We start from the raw sequence: 16,469 nt of genomic DNA, 5'->3' as shown, positions 1-16,469 counted from the left end.
CCGATCACCTGGTTTTCGGCTGCCGTTTGCCGACGGGTGTATACGTTCGCCGACCGGGCCAGGCATACTGGGCCAGGTCGGGCACCTCCGTCCGATCTGCGTTCGGCGAGAACTTCCGCGAAAGGACCGGTGGTCAGGGATGTTCCGTAACGGTCTCGAGCCCTGGCACATCATCATCATGGTGGCAGTGCTCGTCCTGCTGTTCGGCTCCAAGAAGCTGCCCGAGATGGCCCGTGGTCTCGGGAAGTCGATGCGTATCCTCAAGGCCGAGACGAAGGCCCTGCGCGAGGACGACGCACCGGCCGAGGCCCAGAACGGCACCGCCCAGAGCGCGGCCGAGCAGCCCCGCCCGGCGGTCGAGCCGACCACCATCACCAAGTCCGCCGACACCACCAAGTCGGCCACCGGCGCCTGAGCCCGCACGCTCCGGAACCCCTGCCCCGCCCTCGCGGGACAGGGGTTCCGCCGTTTCCGGACACGCCGACGACAGCGTGGCCGTCCGACGCCGGCGCGAACTCGCCGCCCTCAGCAGGCGGGTGGCCCTTCCGGAGACCGAGGGCCGCCCGCCGCGGCACCGGATCAGGTCCCTGCCGATCGCCGCGGCCGCCGTGCCGACCCCGCTCGCGGTGGTCTCCCCCTGGACGAAGTCGCAGCTCACCGGCGCCGACCGGGCATCGGCCCACCGGTGTCCCGGGTGATCCACCTGGACCGGCTGCTGCCAGCCTGGGTCGACCGGTCGGCCGCCGCGGCGGTCCGCGACACGCTGGTGCGCTACCTGCGGGCTTCGATCCGGGTGGTGCCGGCGCTCGGCGTCCCGGTCGCGCTGTCGGCCCGGCCGGCCGTGCGCGGCGGGCGCCGACGCCGCGCACCCCACCGCAGTAGGAAGGTAGGCTATCCATTCAGCGGAGACGAGGGAGCGGACAGCGATGCGCATCGGCGAGTTGAGCAGCCGGACCGGCGTACCGGTCCCGACCATCAAGTACTACCTGCGTGAGGGCCTGCTCCCGGCCGGCGAGCTGACCAGCCCGAACCAGGCGCAGTACGGCGACGCCCACGTCCACCGGCTCAAGCTGGTCCGCGCCATGATCGATGTCGGCCGGCTGTCGATCGCCGCGGCCCGCGAGGTGCTGACCGCGCTCGACACCCCCGGCGGCTCGCTTCACGAGACGCTCGGCGTGGCGCTCGGCGCCGTCACCGCGCCCGCCCCGGCCGCACTGGCCGAGGGCGAGAGCCCCGGCGAGGGCGAGGTGCGCCGGCAGGCCGAGGGGACGGTGGAGGAGCTGGTGGGCCGGCTCGGCTGGCAGGTCAAGCCGGACAGTCCGGCCCGGCAGGCGCTCGCCCAGGTGATCGTCACCTTCCGCACCCTGGGCCAGGGCGAGCTGGTCGGCCTGCTGGAGGACTACGCCGAGGCCGCCGAGCGGCTGGCCGCGGCCGAGGTCGCGGCGGTGGCCACCCACCCGGACCCGGACGGTCTGGTGGAGAGCGCGGTGATCGGCACCGTGCTGGGTGACGCGGCGCTCGCGGCGCTGCGCCGGCTGGCCCAGGAGGACGCCTCGCACCGGCTGTTCGCCACCCCGGGTGACGCCGCCCGGGCGGGGCTCGGCTGATCCGGTTCGTCCGAACGGCCCCGGTGCGGGGGGCGCGGCGGCGGTGCCTCCGGCAGGCTGGACAGGTCCGACGCGTCCCGACTGCCGGGGGAGCCCATGGCCCGACGCGGAGCCCAGCCGCTGGCCTGGGTGATCATCCTCGGTCTCCCGTTCCTGATGGTCACCGTCTGGTTCCTGCTGCCGCTGGACGTGTTCGGCCCGCACCACCCGGCGCTCAGCTGGACGGTCTTCGCGGTGCTGCTGGTCGGGGTGGCGGTCAGCCTGCTGCGGCAGATCCAGATGGAGCTGATCGGTGAGCGCGGCCACCCGGTGCTGGTGATCATCGTGGTGCTCTGCTTCTCGATGCTGCTGTTCTCCACCGCCTACCTGGCGATGGCCAAGGACCCGAACGAGTTCCCCGGGATCAACACCAAGGTCGACGCGCTGTACTTCACGGTGATCACGATGGCCACCGTGGGGTACGGCGACATCGTCCCGGTCGGGCAGGCGGCCCGGGTGGTGGTGATGCTCCAGATCCTCTACACCCTGGTCTTCCTGACCGCGGGCGGCGCCGCCATCAGCCGCCGGCTGAAGACCACGATGGAGCGCCGGGCGGACCAGCGCCGCCACGGTGACTGAGAGCCCGGGGCCGGGGGGCCGCGGGTCAGCCGTTCTGGTCCTGCTGCTGGTCGTGGACCGCGGCGATCAGTGAACTCAGCCTGGACTGCCAGGCCTGCGCGGTGTCGCCGTCGACCGCGTGCCGCTTCGTCAGGTCCTTGACCAGCCGCTGGGCCTCCCGCAGGGCGTCCTCGGCGTCGTCCGGGCGGTGGCCGACGACCGCGAGGGCCGCCGTGTCCAGGACCCGCAGCAGGTCGGCCTGCCGGTCGCGGTCCTTGGGCATCCTGGTCTGCGCGACGGCGGCCCGCAGCTGGGCGATCCCGACGGCCGGGTTGGTTCTGCCGCCGAGCGACGGAGAGGCGGAGGCGGACGGGGAGGCCGACGGCGAGGTGGTGCGGCCGGGCGCCGTGGTGGCCGCACCCGGCGTGGGCGCGGCGGCCGACGCGGTGGCGGCCGGCGGCGAAACGGGGCCGCTGGGAACGGCGGCGCCGGCGGTGTCCGCGGTGGAGCCGTTCAGGCTGAGGGCCGCGGCCACCACCACGACCGCCGCCACGGCCACACCCGCACCGGCGAGGACCAGCGGGCGCCTGCTGCGGGCCGGCGGTTGCTCGTCGTGGTCCCGGTGGTCCGGCCGGTGCTGCTCGTACGGCGGCTGCGGGTGGGGCGCGTACCCGGCCTGCTGCGGTACCGGCGGCAGCACCGAGGTGCGGCGCTGCTGGTCCGGGTACGGCACGGCGGGGACCGGTGGCAGCACCTGGGTGGCCGCGCCCGCGCCCGTACCGGAGCCGGCGGCCAGCAGCTCGCCGGTGCGGTCGGCGGGCTGCGTCCCGGGGACGGCGGCCAGCAGCTCGGCCCGGGCCGAGCCGGCGTCGGCCGGGCGGCCGTCGGGGTGCTTGGCGAGCAGTCGCAGCACGGCGGCGTCCAGGGCCGGCGGGACGTCGGGGCGGTGCACCGAGACCGGCACCGGGTACTCGTTGACGTGCTTGAAGGCGATGGCGACCGGGGTGTCGGCGTCGAACGGCGGTGCGCCGGTGAGCATCTCGACCAGCACGCAGCCGACCGCGTAGAGATCCGCCCGGCCGTCGACCGCGCCGGCCGTGGCCTGCTCCGGGGAGAGGTAGGCGGCGGTGCCGACCACGGTCGCGGTCTGGGTGAGCCGGGAGGCGGAGGAGCCGGCCCGGGCGATGCCGAAGTCCACCACCTTCACCCCGCCGTCCTCGGTGATCATGATGTTGCCCGGCTTGATGTCCCGGTGCACCAGGCCCTGCGCGTGGGCCGCGGCCAGCGCCTCGCAGACCGCCGCGGCGACGCCGACCGCCCGCTCCACCGGCAGCCGCCCGGCCTCGGCGATCAGGCGGCTCAGCGGCCGGCCCTGCACCAGCTCCATGACGATGTACGGGGACCCCTGGTCCACCCCGGAGTCGAAGACCATGGCCACCCGCGGGTGCACCAGCATCGCGGCGTGCTGGGCCTCCTGGCCGAACCGGTCGGCGAACCGGGGGTCGTCGGCGAGGCCGCCGTTGAGCACCTTGACGGCCACCTGGCGGCCGAGCTGGCGGTCGACTGCGCGCCAGACCGTGGCCATGCCGCCGACGCCGAGTATCTCCACGAGCTCGTAGCGCCCGTTCAGTGCACGTCCGATCACCGGGAACCGCTCCCCTCACTCCGTCGGCCCAAGGCTCCAGGTCGCCTCGTGCATCTGTGCACGATAGCGGCCGGGCGGTGCCGCGGCCGAAGCTGCAGGCGGGACACCGTGCGCCGGACCTCCGGCGGAGGGCGCCGCCGCAGGTGCGGGGACCGGGCGGGCGGTGGACACGGGGGGAGCCCACCGACCGCCCGGAGTCTCGCGGGCGCCCGGCCTGCGCCGGATGCCGCCGGCCCGCCGGGGGCCGTCGCCGCACGGGCGGCGGACCCGGCCCTGGCGGGGCCGGGTCACCGGTCGGGCCGCGGGCCCGGGGGGTCGCCCGCGGCCCGACCGGAGTTCTCGGGTTCACCCCCGGCGGCCGCCGGAGGGCGAGGGGGTGGCCGTCGCGGCCTTGGGCTGCCCCGGGGGCCGGACGTCGTTGCCGCCCGAGGAGCCGTCCTGCCCGTCGGACGAACCGTCCCCGGGGAAGTCCTCGTGCAGCACGGCCGCGCAGTACCCCGCCGTCCGCCCGTTACCCCCGGCGGACCGGGACAGCCGCTGGAGCGCCTGCTCCTTCAGCAGGTCGGCCAGCCGCTCGCCGGCCCGCAGCCGGTCGCGCAGCGAACGGCAGAGCGGGGCGTCGGGCGCCGCCGACGCCGCGTCGACGCTCGGGGCGGCGGACGTCGGACCGTCCTCGGGGCGGGTGCTCGCGCCGGGCGCCGGGGCGGGCCCGGACGCCGGTGCGGAACCGCCCGGCCGGGCCTGGGCCGGCGGGGCCGACGCGGTGGCGCTCCCGGACGGGCGCGCGCCGGGCCCGGCGGAGCCGGTGGCGGCCGGTACCGCGGGAGCGCTGACCGGCGGCCGGACCGGCGCCGGGGCGCCGCCCAGCGCCGGTGGCAGCGACCCGGTGCCCGCGGCGACGGCGACACCCCCGAGCGCGGTCACGGCGAACGCGGCGGCGAGGGCCTTCGCGCTGAAGGCCCGCGCGAGCGCGGTGTCCGCCATGGTTCGTCTCCGGGGCCGGTCGGCCGTGCTGGTGGGTCTGGCCGAGCCGGTGGCTGCGGCGGAGGTGAGACGGGCCTCCCGGAACGCGGCCAGGGCCTGCCGCTCACCGGCCGCCTCGCCGTCCGCGGCCGGGGCGGCAGCGGCGGCGAGCAGCCCGGCGAGGGCCGGGTGGCCGGTGACGGCGGCCCGACCGGCCTCCGGGTCGGCCCCGGCACCGGCGAGCAGCTGCTCGGCGGTCTCGCGGTCGATCCGGCGGGATCGGTTGGTGCTCATCTCATGTCCTTCAGCGTCGCGGCTCTTCGCGGTGTCACACCCTGCGGGGAGATCTTTCTCGTGGCCCGGCGGTCCACCGCCGCGGGCACCCCCGCCGGCGGCTCGCCGGCCGCCCTCCCGGGCAGGCCCCCGGCGGCCCCGCCGCCCGCCTCCAGCAGTCCGGCGAGTCTGCGCAGTCCACGGTGGGCGGCCATCCGGACGCTGCCGGACCGCTTGCCCAGGACCCGGGCGGCGCTCTCCGCGTCCAGCTCCAGCACCACCCGCAGCAGCACCGCCTCGGCCTGGTCGCGGGGCAGCCGGGCGATCAGCGCGAGGGCGTCGGCGGTGGTCACCGTGGTCAGGGCGGCGCCGGCGGTGTCCTCGGCGGCGGCCAGGTCGGCCAGGTACTCCACCGGCAGGTCGGCGACCGGGCGGCGGCGCTGGCGGCGCAGGTGGTCCATGGCCCGGTTGCGGGCGATGGTGGCGACCCAGGCCCGGAAGCCGTCGGAGTCGCCGCTGAAGCGTCCGAGGTCGCGGGCGACCTGCAGCCAGGCCTCGGAGGCGATGTCCTCGGCGTCCTCCGACCGGCCGCCGACCAGCACCCCGAGGTAGCGCAGCAGGCCCGGCTGGACGGCCCGGAACAGCACCCGGAAGGCGGCTTCGTCCCCGTCCCGGGCGGCCTGGACGGCTGCCGCCAGGTCGGCCCGCCGGTCGGGCGCCCGCTCGTGGACGGTCGGACGGCCGGCTCCGTCGCCGGTGCCCGCCCCGGGGTGTTCTGCACTGTGCACCCGCCACATGATGCGCCATCCCGGTGGGGCCGTGACGGCCGGGTCCGGGGCGCACCGGGGCGGACGCGGGGGCGCACCCGGCGGATGGGACGGGGACGAAGGTCCTGTCAGCCACTGCCATTCGCCCGCTGCCCGCAAAGGTGCCCGAGGCATAGCTTCGTAGACGAAGCACACTCCTCCGCGTGCCCGCCCCCTGCCATCCCACGGAACACGGAACAGTGATGACCACCGCCCACCAGCTCTTCGCCGAAGGCATCCGCGACCACTTCGCGCCCGCCCTGCGGGCCCTGGGCTTCACCGGCGGGCCGCACTCGTTCACCCTGCCGGACCCCACCCGCCGGGTGCTGCTCGACGTCCGGACCCCGCGGCCGCAGCCGGCCGGGCCCGACGGCGGGCGGTCCGTCCGGTACACCCTGGGGCTGGCGATCACCCCGAAGTCCGCCGGCGCGGGACCGCCCGCCTGGCGGGCCGGGATCGGCGAGCTGCTGCCGGTCGGCGGGGAGGTCTGGTGGGAGGTCGCGCCGGGGCCGCGCTGGCTGGTCGCGGTCGAGGACTCGGTGGCCGCCGTCCGCCACTACGCGCTGCCCGAGCTGCTGCGCCGGCTGGCCGGGCCGGACGCCGCCGGGTACCTGTCCCGGGACGAACTGGCGGAGGTCAACGCCGCGCTGGCGCTGGCCGCCGTCCCCCGGATCGGCCGGGCCGAACTGCTCGGCGGCGCCCTGCTGCTGCACGGCGCATGGAGCCGGGCCGACCCCGTCGCCCGGGAGGTGCTGGAGGCGGCCGCGCTGGGCTTCCTGTCCGCCGGGGACGACCGCTTCGACCGGGTCCGCTGCCTGGACACGCTGGGCCGCGCGCTGTGGGTGTTCGAGGCCCGGCCGGGCTGATGCCGGGCCCGGCCCCGGGCCGGGCGGTCGGCCGCCGGGGAACCGCCGACGGTCCGTCAGCCGTCCTGATACCCAGCCGGGCGGCACGGGCCACCCGGGCACCGAGCACCGGGGGACCCAGCGGCATGCGCAGCGAGACGACGGACGACCGACAGCTGGCCTGGGACGGCTGCCTCAACGTGCGCGACCTCGGTGGGCTGCCCACGGTCGACGGCCGCCGTACCCGCCGGGGCGCCGTGGTGCGCGCCGACAACCTGGACTCGCTGACCGACGAGGGCTGGGCCGCCCTGTACGCGTACGGCGTCCGGACCGTGGTCGACCTGCGGGACGAGGCGGACTTCCGTCCCCGGCTGCCGCACCCCGCCGATGTGGACCTGGTCCGGGTGCCGTTGGACGAGCTGGCCGGGCCCGGCTGGTGGGCCCGGTTCGGTGCGCTGGACGGCACGCCGCTGGCCTTCCGGCCGTACCTGGACGACTGCCCGCACGCGGTGGCCGCGCTGGTCGGCGCCGTCGCCGGGGCCCGGCCGGGCGGCGTGGTGGTGCACTGCGGGGCGGGCCGCGACCGTACCGGGCTGGCCGCGCTGGTGCTGCTGGCGCTGGCCGGGGTGAAGCCGGGTGCCGTCGCCGCCGACTACCTGCTGAGCACCGAGAACCTGCGCCCGCTGTGGGGCATGCTCGGCCGGCCCGACGAGGGCGTGGTGACCGAGCAGATCCTGCGGGAGGCGGGCACCACCGCCGAGGCCGCGCTGCGCGAGGTGCTGGCGGAGTTCGACCCCGCGGCCTATCTGCCCGCCGCCGAACTGGCCGCCGTCCGGGCCCGGTTGCTGGACTGAACCGCCCGGCGGCCGCCCCCGGCCGGGCCGGTCACCACAGCCGGTCGATCTCACCGGGGTGCAGCGTGACCCGGGCACCGGTGAAGGACGCCCGGTGGGCGCGGGCGTGGGCGGTGACGAAGTCGGCCAGCACGACCTTGTCGAAGTCCGCGCGGTCGCTGGGGAAGGGACGCTCGGGCGTCCCGCCGACCAGGACCGTGCCGGGCAGCGGCTGCCAGCCGGCCCGGACGTAGAACGGCACCAGCGGCCGGTCGCAGGTGAAGATCCCGAGGTCGGCGCCGAGCGGGCCGAGTGCGGCCCGGGCCGCGGCGACCAGCCGGCCGCCGTGGCCCCGCCCGCGCCGCGCCGGGTCGGTGACCACCGCGGACAGGCCGCGGGCCCGGAAGACCTGCCCGCCGTGGGTGATCTCCTTGCCGAGCAGGTCGAGGGCGGCGACCACGGTGCCGCCGTCGAGCAGCAGCATCGAGCGCGGGTCCAGCGCCGGATCGTGGCTGCGCCCGGGGTCCGGCTCCCCGGTCGGCCAGGCCAGCTCCTGCAACTCCCAGACCTGCGCGCGCAGTTCGGCCGGCACCTCGGCCTCGCGGTAGCTCACCGGATCCATCGCTCCACGCTCCTTCGTCCCCGCCTACACTCGGGCCGTGATCCTGCGTACCGCCAGCCGCCCCGACCTGCCCGCGATCCTCGCCCTGCTCGCCGACGAGCACGCGGTCCTCGACCCGTCCGCGATCACCGTCGGGGCAGCGTACGAGAGCGCGTTCGCGGCGATCGAGGCGGACCCGCGCAACGAGCTCCTGGTGCTGGACGAAGGGGACGGCACGGTGCTCGGCAGCCTCCAGCTGACCTACATCCCCGGGCTCGGCCGCGGCGGGGCGGAACGGGCGCTGATCGAGGCCGTCCGGGTGCGGGCCGACCGGCGCGGCCTGGGGCTCGGGCGCCGGCTGCTGCGGGCGGCGATCGACCGGGCCCGGCGGCGCGGCTGCGGCCTGGTCCAGCTGACCAGCGGCAAGGACCGGGCCGGGGCGCACCGGTTCTACGCCTCGTTGGGTTTCGCGCGCAGCCACGACGGTTTCAAACTCCCGCTCTGAGCGCCGGCCGGCGGGTAAACCGTTGGCCGTGCGGCGGGTGCGCCGATGACACTGGCGGCATGGTTGACTTCGCCGACTTCGACAGCCGCAACTATCCGATGGTGGACATCCGGACCGGCTACGCCGGCTGGGCCGAGACCTACGAGCAGACCGTGCAGGACGCGATGGACCTCGCGGTGCTCGACCGGCTCGCGGTCCCGCACTGGGACGGGGCGCGGCGCGCGGCCGACCTCGGCTGCGGCACCGGCCGGACCGGCGCCTGGCTGCGCGGGCGGGGGGTGGCGGCGGTCGACGGGGTCGACCTCACCCCGCAGATGCTCGACCGGGCCCGGGCCCGCGGTGCCCACGACCGGCTGGTCGAGGCCGATCTGGCGGCCACCGGGCTGCCCGGCGCCGGTTACGACCTGGTGGTCTCCTCGCTGGTCGACGAGCACCTGGCCGACCTCGGGCCGCTGTACCGGGAGGCCCGGCGGCTGGCCCGCCCGGGCGGCCTGTTCGTGCTGGTCGGCCTGCACCCGTACTTCATCATGGCGGCCGGCATGCCGACCCACTTCACGGCGGCGGACGGCGCCCCGACGGCCATCGCCACCCACATCCACCTGGTCAGCGAGCACCTCTCGGCGGGTCTGGCGGCGGGCTGGCAGCTGGCGGAGATGCGCGAGGCGGTGGTGGACGAGGAGTGGATCGCGTTGAAGCCCAAGTGGGAGAAGTACCGCAGCCACCCGGTGTCGGCCGCCTACGTCTGGCGCAACCCGGCCTGAGCACCGGCGCACCGCGGCCGGCGGCCCCCGGCCGCGGGCGGTCAGAAGCCGGAGGTGGGGGTGGTCAGGATGCGGGTACGGCCGTCGGCGCGGGCCTCGAGGCCGGCCGCCAGGCGCAGCGAGCGGGCGGGGCCGAGCAGCGCCAGGGCCTCCTCGACGGTGGCCCAGCGGTGGTCGTCGAGTTCGCCGGCGGGCAGGGTGACCGGGGTGTCGGCGGCGATGGTGCCGAGGTCGAAGAGGAAGTGGCCCGCCGGGTGGTCGAGTTCGTCGGACGGGTTGGTCCAGGCGACCACCAGCAGGTCGCCGGCCTCCTTGACGATGCCGGTCTCCTCCAGCAGTTCGCGGCCCGCGCACTGCCGGGGGTTCTCGCCGCGGTCGACGGTGCCGCCGACGAACTGCCAGTGCTCGCGGTAGCCGGCCTTGACGATCAGCACCCGGCCGGCCGGGTCGGTGATCAGGCAGCCGGCGGCGGCGTACACCCGGGGCAGTGAGGCGAGCCACTGGTCGCGGGTCTTCATCGGCGGGCTGTCCGTCATGGGCGCTCCCTGGGTGTGCGGCGGTGTCGCGCACCACTCTCGCACCCGGGCGGCCGCCGGTGCAGGCGGTTCCCGCCCGCCGCCGCACAGGCCGGCGGGGCGGCTGCCGGTGTCCGGACCGGCCGCCCCGCCGAGGGGTCAGTGCGCGGAGTGCTTCTCCGCCCCGCGGTGCCGGTGGCCGGGGAGCTCGGCGTGGTGGGCCTGGCCGGGCGGTGGCGCGGTGGCGCCGAAGCTGCGGCGGCCGCCGTGGCTGAAGGTGTCGTCCCCGAAGTAGGGGCCGGTCCGGGCGGCGGTCGGGGTGTCGGTGTGGAGCTGCGGGGCGAGCGGGCCGGTGGTGGCGGCCATCGCGCGGCGCTCCAGGATCTCCTGGGTGCCCTCGCGGAGTTTGGTCATCTTGGCCGTCGATCGCTTCATCGTCGACCTCCCTTCGGCGTCCGCCGGTCCCCGCGGTGCGGGGAGGGCGGCCGCACGGGTGCGGCATCCATGGCGTATGTCCGGATACCCGCTGTTATACACCCCTGATTGTTCCCTGGCATTCCCCCTGGACGACGGCTGGGGCTCTCACCCGTGTGGGAGCATGCCGCGTGGCCACCGTGATACCAGACGATCATGCGCTGACCTCGGCCGCCGGACCTCCCGCGCAGCGCGGCCCGAGGTCCGGCGACCCGCTGCGGGTACGGCACCCCGCCGCGCTGATCCGGCTGCCGGCCGGCCTCGCCGCCATCGGCCTCACCCTGCTGGTCGCCGACTACGCCGAGCGCACCGCCGCCGGCCTGGACACCGACATCACCATCGGCGCCAAGCTCCTGCCGCACACCCCGGTCCTGGTGGCCGGCGCCCTGTGCACCGCCGCCCTGCTGCTGGTCCCGACCGCCTTCGCGGTCGCCCGGCTGGCCCGCGGCGACCGGCGCCGGGTCACCGACGGCGTCCTCGCCGCCGTGATCGCCTTCGGCCTCGCGCTCGCCCTGGACCTCGCCGCCGGCGGGCTGGACACCCTCACCCACCCCGCGCCCGGCGGCACCGGCCGGACCGACCCGGTGTACGGACTGCTGGCCCCCGTCCTCGCCTTCATGACCACCGTCGGCACCGTCGGACACGCCCGCTGGCGCACCGCGCTCACCGTCGCCGTCTCCTCGGCCGGCCTGTCCGGACTGCTCACCGGCTACGCCACCCCGTTCTCCCTGCTGCTCGGCCTGCTGGTCGGCTGGACCGTCGCCCACGGCACCCGGTACGCGATCGGCGAACCCACCAGCCTGCCGACCGAACGGCAGCTGCGCACCACCCTCGCCCGGGCCGGCGCACGGCCCGACCGGGTCCGCGACGCCGGCCCGGGCCGCTACCTGGTCACCCAGCACGACGGCCGCCCCGAACTCGAGGTCCGACTGCTCGACCGGCAGGCCCAGGCCAGCGGCCTGCTGCACCGCATCTGGCAGCTGCTGCGGCTGCGCACCGCACCCCCGGCGCTCGGCCTGCGTCCGCTGCGCGCCACCCTGGAACGCCAGGCCCTGCTCGCCTACGCGGCGACCGCCGCCGGCGTCCGCACCCCCGCGCCGGTGGCCGTCGCCGAGCTCGGCCCGGACGCCGCCGTGGTCGCCTACCCGCGGCTCGCCGCCCGGCCGCTGGCCGAACTGGCCGAGCAGGAGCTCACCGACGAGGTCCTGGCCGACGCCTGGCAGCAGCTGCGGCTGCTGCGCTGCCGCCGGCTCGCGCACCGCACCATCGGCCCGCACAGCCTGCTGGTGGACTCCGACGGCGCGGTCCACCTGGTCGACCTGGCCGAGGGCGAGATCGCCGCGAGCGAGCTGCTGCTGCGGCTGGACCTCGCCGGACTGCTGACCGTGCTCGCCCTGCGGGTCGGCCCCGAACGGGCCGTGCACTCCGCCACCGCGGCGCTCGGCCCGGCCGCGGTCTGCGCCGCGCTGCCGGTGCTCCAGCCGATCGCGCTCGCCCGCGAGACCCGCACCGCGCTGCGCGAGCACCCCGGGCTGGTCGCCGAGGTCCGCGCCGAGGCCCTGCGCAGCCTGCCGCAGGCACCCGCCGAGCCGGTCCGGCTGGAACGGCTGCGGCCGCGCACCCTGATCACCGTGCTGGCCGGGATGCTGGCCGGCTTCCTGCTGCTGAAGGAGCTGTTCCGGGGCACCAACCCGGTCACCGTCCTGGCCGGGGCCGACCCGCTCTGGCTGGCCGCCGCGGCCTCGGTGGCGATGCTCAGCCACCTCGCGGCGGCGCTCGGGCTGATCGGCTTCGTCCCCGAGCGGCTGAGCTTCTCGCGCACCCTGGTCGCGCAGATCGCCGGCTCCTTCGTGAAGGTGGTCTCCCCCACCGCCGTCGGCGGCGCCGCCCTGAACACCCGCTACCTGCAGCGCAGCGGCATCCCGACCGCCCAGGCGCTGTCCAGCGTGGGAGCCGCCCAGCTGCTCGGGATGGTGCTGCACCTGCTGCAGCTCGCCCTGTTCGGCTGGGTGGTCGGCCGCGGCCCGCAGAGCGAGATGCCCAGCCCGGTGGTGATGGGGATGGTCGCGGCGCTGCTCGGCCTGCTGGTGCTCGCCGCGATGGCGGTCCCGAGCCTGCGCCGGCGGATCCAGGCGCTGCTGCGGCCGCTGCGCGCCGAGGTGCTGCCCCGGCTGCTCGACCTGCTCCAGCAGCCCGGCAAGCTGGCCGCCGGCGTGGCCGGGCAGCTGCTGGTCTCGATGGCCTTCGTGACGTGCCTGTACTGCTGCGCCCGGGCGATCGGGCAGGTACCCGGCTACTCGGCGGTCGGCTTCACCCTGATGACCGGCAACGCGGTGGGCTCGGCGGTGCCGACCCCCGGCGGCGTCGGCGGCGTCGAGACGGCGCTGCAGCAGCTGCTGGCCAGCGTCGGCGGGATGGACGACGGCACGGCACTGGCCGTGGTCGTGCTGTACCGGCTGCTCACCTTCGTCCTGCCGATGCTGCCCGGGTGGGCGGCGTTCGCCTGGCTGCAGCGGCGCAAGGCGCTCTGAGCGCGCCGCCGCCCCGCCCGGTTCCGCGGGGCCGGCCGGTCAGACCCGGTACTCGTCCTCGTCGAGGTCGACCTCGCGGGTCTGCTCGACCGCGTCACCGTCGTCGGAGTCCCCCGCGCCCAGTGCGCGGCGCTCGCGCAGCACTTCGAGGTCGTCGCCGAGGTGGCCGTCCACCTCGCGTTCCTCGTCGTCCGCCTCGACGACCACCGGCGATTCCTCGTCGAAGTCCTCCGGGAATTCGGGGCTCTCAGGGTTCTGGGGCATGTCGCCAGTATCCGCCGCCGACCGGCGCTTGGCACGGTGCCGAGCGGGCCTCGGCGTGTTGGGACCGGCATCAAGGCCCGCCCGGTCAGGCCAGCTCGCCCAGGACCCGCACGGCCCGCTCCAGGAAACTCTCGAACAGCGCCAGCTCGTCCGGCGCGAACTCTCCGCTGAGCGCCCCCTCCACCCGCAGCGCGGCCCGGTCCGCCCGCCGTACCAGCGCCTGGCCGGCCTCGGTGGCCCGGTTGACCACCACCTTCTGGTGCAGCTCGGAGGAGCTGCGTGCGATCAGCCCGTGCTTCTCCAGGTTGGCCAGCACCGTGGACATGGTCTGCGGGGTCACCATGCACTCCCGGGCGAGCTGCGCGGCGGACATCCCGCTCGACCCGGAGAGCAGCAGCAGCACCGAGTACTGCGGCACCGTGAGGTCGAACTCCCGCAGCGCCTGCGTCTTGCGGGCGATCAGGGTCTGCTCCGCCCGCTTGATGGTGAGCCCGAGCCGGCCCGCGGCCGCCGGGGCGGCGGGGCCGGGGGCCGCGTCACTGTCGGTCATCGCAGCAGTCTTGCACAGGGCAGGGCACGAACCCCGCCTCCCGGGGCCGGGCAAGCGCCCGGACCTCAGCCGAAGCGGCCGTTGACGTAGTCGGCGGTCCGCGGGTCGGCCGGGCTGCCGAAGATCTGCCGGGTGGGGCCGGCCTCCACGACCCGGCCCGGGGTGTCGTGGGTGGCCAGGAAGAACGCGCAGGACTGCGAGACGCGCTGGGCCTGCTGCATGTTGTGGGTGACGATGACGATGGTGAGCCGGCCGCCGAGTTCGGCGATGGTGTCCTCGACCCGGCGGGTGGAGGTGGGGTCGAGCGCCGAGCAGGGCTCGTCCATCAGCAGGATCTCCGGCGAGACCGCGAGCGAGCGGGCGATGCACAGCCGCTGCTGCTGGCCGCCGGAGAGCGCCCCGCCGGGGGTGTGCAGCCGGCCGCTGACCTCGTTCCACAGCCCGGCCCGGCGCAGGCTGGACTCGATCAGGTGTTCGCGCTCCTGGCGGCCGGCCTTGATGCCGGCCAGTTTGAGGCCGCTCGCCACGTTGTCCGCGATGGACATCGCGGGGAACGGGTTGGGCCGCTGGAAGACCATCCCGATCCGGCGCCGGACCTCCGCCGGGCGCCGCCCCGGCGCGTACACGTCCTCGCCCTCCAGCAGGACCTCGCCGGCCAGCGCCGCACCGCGGACCATCTCGTGCATCCGGTTGAGGATGCGCAGGTAGGTGGACTTGCCGCAGCCGGAGGGGCCGATCAGGGCCGTCACCTCGCCCGCGCGCATCGCCAGCGAGACCCGGTCCAGCACCTTGCGGCCGGGTCGGCTGGACCGGACCGGCAGACAGGCCGTCCACACCCACAGGTGCGGGCCGCCCTGCGCGAGCTGGTACCTCAGCGCCGCCCGCTCCACCAGCAACTCGCGCAGGGCCGAACGGAGTTCCTCCTCCGAACGGAAGAGCTTCACCGAGCAGCCCAGCTGCCGGCCGTTGACCGCGCTCAGCGACCACCCGACGGTGCCGTCCGGGCCCTGGACGGCGAGCAGTCGCGGCCGGCGGCCCGCGGTCACCGTCACCGTCCGGCCCCGGGCTCGGTCGGCCACCCTTCGCCCTGCTTCGCGAGCAGGGCCACGAATCTTCGGAAGGCGCTCTGACAGGTGGCGTAGCGTTCGTACGCGCGGTGCGAGCGCACCAGCGGGTTGCCACGCGGGCCCGGGACCACCCAGACCCAGCCCAGCCCCTCCCGCACATGGGTGATCCTGGCCACCAGCACGGGACCGACGGCCACCAGTTCGGCGAAGCCACGCTCGGCCTCCGCGGAGGTCTCGTACACCGGCGGGGAGATCGCGACCACCCGGCCGTTGGACGCCTTCAACTGCCAGCGGTAGCGGCCGCCGGCACCCCGCTCGGCCTGCAGTCCCTCCCAGCGCACGCCACCGCGGTCGCGCCCCTCAAGCGCCGGACCATCCACTGCTGCTCCCGTGGTTCGGGCCTCCGGGCCGCCCGGCGCGGGAGCGCTCCCGAACGGCGGTGACGCACGCGAGGACCTCTTGTGAAGACATGACCGAGCGCCTCAACGCTACGTGTGCATACCGGACACGGGAAAGCTCGATCGAGCCCCACCCGCGCTTCTTCCCCGGGAAGTTCCCCCGCATTGATCTGACGTCCAGTCAGCTCGAGCCCCCTGCGGCCCGACCCGGGCGGCAGGCGCCTCCCACCCCACCCGACCTGCCAACTGAGCGGCTGCGCAGTGCACTTGACTCCACCCGGCATCCTCGCGCCATCACGTCAAGGCCGCCGCCCGGGGTCACGGTCCGACCGGAACCCACCCTCCCGGCAGGCCCCTGACGCCCGGTCGAGCCGGCGCCGAACCCCAAGAGAGTCCCAAGCCCCGGCTCCCGGGTCGACCCACGCCCCACGCACCCCACGCGCCCCACCGAGTAGCGTTCACCTCGATATCATTGCAACAATCTCCCTGGGGATCGTTGCATTATCGTCGAGGTCGACGCAACGATTTATCGCCAACTAGCTGCAGTTATGTGGTTCATGCGCAACGAAGCCGTTGTCGGATCATCAAATGCAACGTAGCGTTTCTCTCATCAGAAACGGCAGGGCGAAGGGCGCCCGCCGCAACCGAAGGAGCACGCCATGCAGAAGTTCGACACCCCCGCCCCGGTCTCCGTCGTCCTCGACGTCCCCGCCGGCCGGATCCGCTTCATCGCCGCGGACCGGGCCGACACCGTGGTGGAGGTCCGGCCGGCGGACGCCTCGAGGGGACGCGACGTGAAGGCGGCCGGGCGGACCACCGTCACCCACCACGACGGCGTCCTGCGGATCGACACCGAGCCCGCGGACCACCGCATCCTCGGCTCCTCCGGATCCGTCGAGGTGACCGTCCAACTGCCCGCCGGCTCCCACGTCGAGGCGAAGTGCGCCGCCGCCGAACTGCGCGGCGTCGGCCGGCTCGGCGGCGTCACCTTCGAGGGTGCGCAGGGCACGGTCAAGCTCGACGAGACCGCCGCCGCCCGCCTCACCCTCCTCGACGGCCCCATCACCGTCGGCCGCCTGGGCGGCCCCGCGAAGATCAGCACCCAGAAGGGCGACCTCCACATCACCGAGGCCGTCCGCGGCACCGTCGACCTGCGCACCGAGGCCGGCTCGATCGTCATCGGCGCCGCCCGCGACGCCTCCGCCACCCTCGACGCCGGCACCGGCCACGGCCG

The 16,469-nt window shown here is 75.7% G+C and carries 20 protein-coding genes; 10 read left to right on the top strand and 10 right to left on the bottom strand.

The annotated features are described in order from the left end of the window. The first annotated feature begins 139 nt into the window (after nucleotides 1-139). The 4 genes from tatA (at nucleotide 140) to AB0D08_RS27150 (ending at nucleotide 2,225) form a co-directional block, all read left to right on the top strand. Nucleotides 140-415: a Sec-independent protein translocase subunit TatA gene (gene tatA / locus AB0D08_RS27165; protein ID WP_033824591.1), complete on the top strand. Its 276-nt coding sequence runs from the start codon at nucleotides 140-142 to the stop codon at nucleotides 413-415. Between the two features lie 76 nt (nucleotides 416-491). Further along, entirely contained in the window at nucleotides 492-698 is a 207-nt protein-coding gene (locus AB0D08_RS27160; protein WP_033824592.1) for a hypothetical protein, read from the top strand. A gap of 228 nt (nucleotides 699-926) precedes the next feature. Continuing rightward, nucleotides 927-1,607: a MerR family transcriptional regulator gene (locus tag AB0D08_RS27155; protein ID WP_033824593.1), complete on the top strand. Its 681-nt coding sequence runs from the start codon at nucleotides 927-929 to the stop codon at nucleotides 1,605-1,607. A gap of 96 nt (nucleotides 1,608-1,703) precedes the next feature. Beyond that, a complete protein-coding gene (locus AB0D08_RS27150; protein WP_051814037.1) occupies nucleotides 1,704-2,225 on the top strand; it encodes an ion channel in 522 nt (173 codons plus the stop codon). Between the two features lie 25 nt (nucleotides 2,226-2,250). Here AB0D08_RS27150 and AB0D08_RS27145 read toward each other — a convergent pair whose 3' ends face one another. The 3 genes from AB0D08_RS27145 to AB0D08_RS27135 all read right to left on the bottom strand — a co-directional run bounded on the left by AB0D08_RS27145 (nucleotide 2,251) and on the right by AB0D08_RS27135 (nucleotide 5,882). Further along, on the bottom strand, nucleotides 2,251-3,849 hold the full coding sequence (locus AB0D08_RS27145; RefSeq protein ID WP_051814038.1) for a protein kinase: 1,599 nt from the start codon (nucleotides 3,847-3,849) through the stop codon (nucleotides 2,251-2,253). A gap of 345 nt (nucleotides 3,850-4,194) precedes the next feature. Next, nucleotides 4,195-5,106: a hypothetical protein gene (locus AB0D08_RS27140; RefSeq protein ID WP_359892408.1), complete on the bottom strand. Its 912-nt coding sequence runs from the start codon at nucleotides 5,104-5,106 to the stop codon at nucleotides 4,195-4,197. Beyond that, complete coding sequence (locus AB0D08_RS27135; RefSeq protein ID WP_082526729.1) at nucleotides 5,103-5,882, bottom strand: RNA polymerase sigma factor; 780 nt, start codon at nucleotides 5,880-5,882, stop codon at nucleotides 5,103-5,105. The genes AB0D08_RS27140 and AB0D08_RS27135 overlap by 4 nt, the downstream gene beginning before the upstream one ends. A 212-nt stretch (nucleotides 5,883-6,094) precedes the next feature. On the opposite strand from AB0D08_RS27135, the gene AB0D08_RS27130 reads away from it, so the two are divergent. Both AB0D08_RS27130 and AB0D08_RS27125 read left to right on the top strand, forming a co-directional pair. After that, entirely contained in the window at nucleotides 6,095-6,757 is a 663-nt protein-coding gene (locus AB0D08_RS27130; RefSeq protein WP_033821931.1) for a hypothetical protein, read from the top strand. Between the two features lie 125 nt (nucleotides 6,758-6,882). Beyond that, the gene (locus AB0D08_RS27125; protein ID WP_033821932.1) at nucleotides 6,883-7,590 is read left to right on the top strand and encodes a tyrosine-protein phosphatase; all 708 of its coding nucleotides are present in this window, start codon (nucleotides 6,883-6,885) and stop codon (nucleotides 7,588-7,590) included. Between the two features lie 31 nt (nucleotides 7,591-7,621). Here the strand turns inward: AB0D08_RS27125 and AB0D08_RS27120 are convergent, their stop codons facing one another. Further along, complete coding sequence (locus AB0D08_RS27120) at nucleotides 7,622-8,191, bottom strand: GNAT family N-acetyltransferase (protein WP_033821933.1); 570 nt, start codon at nucleotides 8,189-8,191, stop codon at nucleotides 7,622-7,624. A 37-nt stretch (nucleotides 8,192-8,228) separates the two neighbouring features. Between AB0D08_RS27120 and AB0D08_RS27115 the strand changes: the two genes are divergently transcribed. Then, a complete protein-coding gene (locus tag AB0D08_RS27115) occupies nucleotides 8,229-8,675 on the top strand; it encodes a GNAT family N-acetyltransferase (protein WP_033821934.1) in 447 nt (148 codons plus the stop codon). 59 nt (nucleotides 8,676-8,734) lie between these two features. Then, a complete protein-coding gene (locus AB0D08_RS27110; RefSeq protein WP_359892404.1) occupies nucleotides 8,735-9,436 on the top strand; it encodes a class I SAM-dependent methyltransferase in 702 nt (233 codons plus the stop codon). 41 nt (nucleotides 9,437-9,477) lie between these two features. Here AB0D08_RS27110 and AB0D08_RS27105 read toward each other — a convergent pair whose 3' ends face one another. Both AB0D08_RS27105 and AB0D08_RS27100 read right to left on the bottom strand, forming a co-directional pair. Continuing rightward, the gene (locus AB0D08_RS27105) at nucleotides 9,478-9,972 is read right to left on the bottom strand and encodes an NUDIX hydrolase (protein WP_033821936.1); all 495 of its coding nucleotides are present in this window, start codon (nucleotides 9,970-9,972) and stop codon (nucleotides 9,478-9,480) included. A 138-nt stretch (nucleotides 9,973-10,110) separates the two neighbouring features. Beyond that, entirely contained in the window at nucleotides 10,111-10,386 is a 276-nt protein-coding gene (locus tag AB0D08_RS27100) for a hypothetical protein (RefSeq protein WP_033821937.1), read from the bottom strand. Between the two features lie 170 nt (nucleotides 10,387-10,556). On the opposite strand from AB0D08_RS27100, the gene AB0D08_RS27095 reads away from it, so the two are divergent. Continuing rightward, complete coding sequence (locus AB0D08_RS27095; RefSeq protein WP_359892401.1) at nucleotides 10,557-12,956, top strand: lysylphosphatidylglycerol synthase transmembrane domain-containing protein; 2,400 nt, start codon at nucleotides 10,557-10,559, stop codon at nucleotides 12,954-12,956. A 39-nt stretch (nucleotides 12,957-12,995) separates the two neighbouring features. On the opposite strand, the gene AB0D08_RS27090 is transcribed toward AB0D08_RS27095, so the two are convergent. From AB0D08_RS27090 to AB0D08_RS27075, 4 genes are all read right to left on the bottom strand, one after another. After that, on the bottom strand, nucleotides 12,996-13,220 hold the full coding sequence (locus tag AB0D08_RS27090; RefSeq protein ID WP_033821938.1) for a hypothetical protein: 225 nt from the start codon (nucleotides 13,218-13,220) through the stop codon (nucleotides 12,996-12,998). Between the two features lie 85 nt (nucleotides 13,221-13,305). Beyond that, nucleotides 13,306-13,770, bottom strand: coding sequence for a MarR family transcriptional regulator (locus AB0D08_RS27085; RefSeq protein ID WP_359892398.1), 465 nt, complete (start codon nucleotides 13,768-13,770; stop codon nucleotides 13,306-13,308). A gap of 65 nt (nucleotides 13,771-13,835) precedes the next feature. Beyond that, a complete protein-coding gene (locus tag AB0D08_RS27080; RefSeq protein ID WP_359892429.1) occupies nucleotides 13,836-14,612 on the bottom strand; it encodes a phosphate ABC transporter ATP-binding protein in 777 nt (258 codons plus the stop codon). Between the two features lie 206 nt (nucleotides 14,613-14,818). Further along, nucleotides 14,819-15,178 carry a YegP family protein gene (locus AB0D08_RS27075; RefSeq protein WP_359892395.1) on the bottom strand — a complete coding sequence of 120 codons (360 nt, stop codon included), beginning with the start codon at nucleotides 15,176-15,178 and terminating at the stop codon, nucleotides 14,819-14,821. A gap of 716 nt (nucleotides 15,179-15,894) precedes the next feature. On the opposite strand from AB0D08_RS27075, the gene AB0D08_RS27070 reads away from it, so the two are divergent. Further along, nucleotides 15,895-16,469 (top strand): hypothetical protein (locus tag AB0D08_RS27070; RefSeq protein ID WP_359892393.1); only part of this gene is annotated, 575 nt, incomplete at its 3' end.

It is taken from the genome of Kitasatospora sp. NPDC048540 (assembly GCF_040651175.1).
GTDB lineage: Bacteria > Actinomycetota > Actinomycetes > Streptomycetales > Streptomycetaceae > Kitasatospora.
This window is presented reverse-complemented; position numbering and strand designations above follow the sequence as displayed.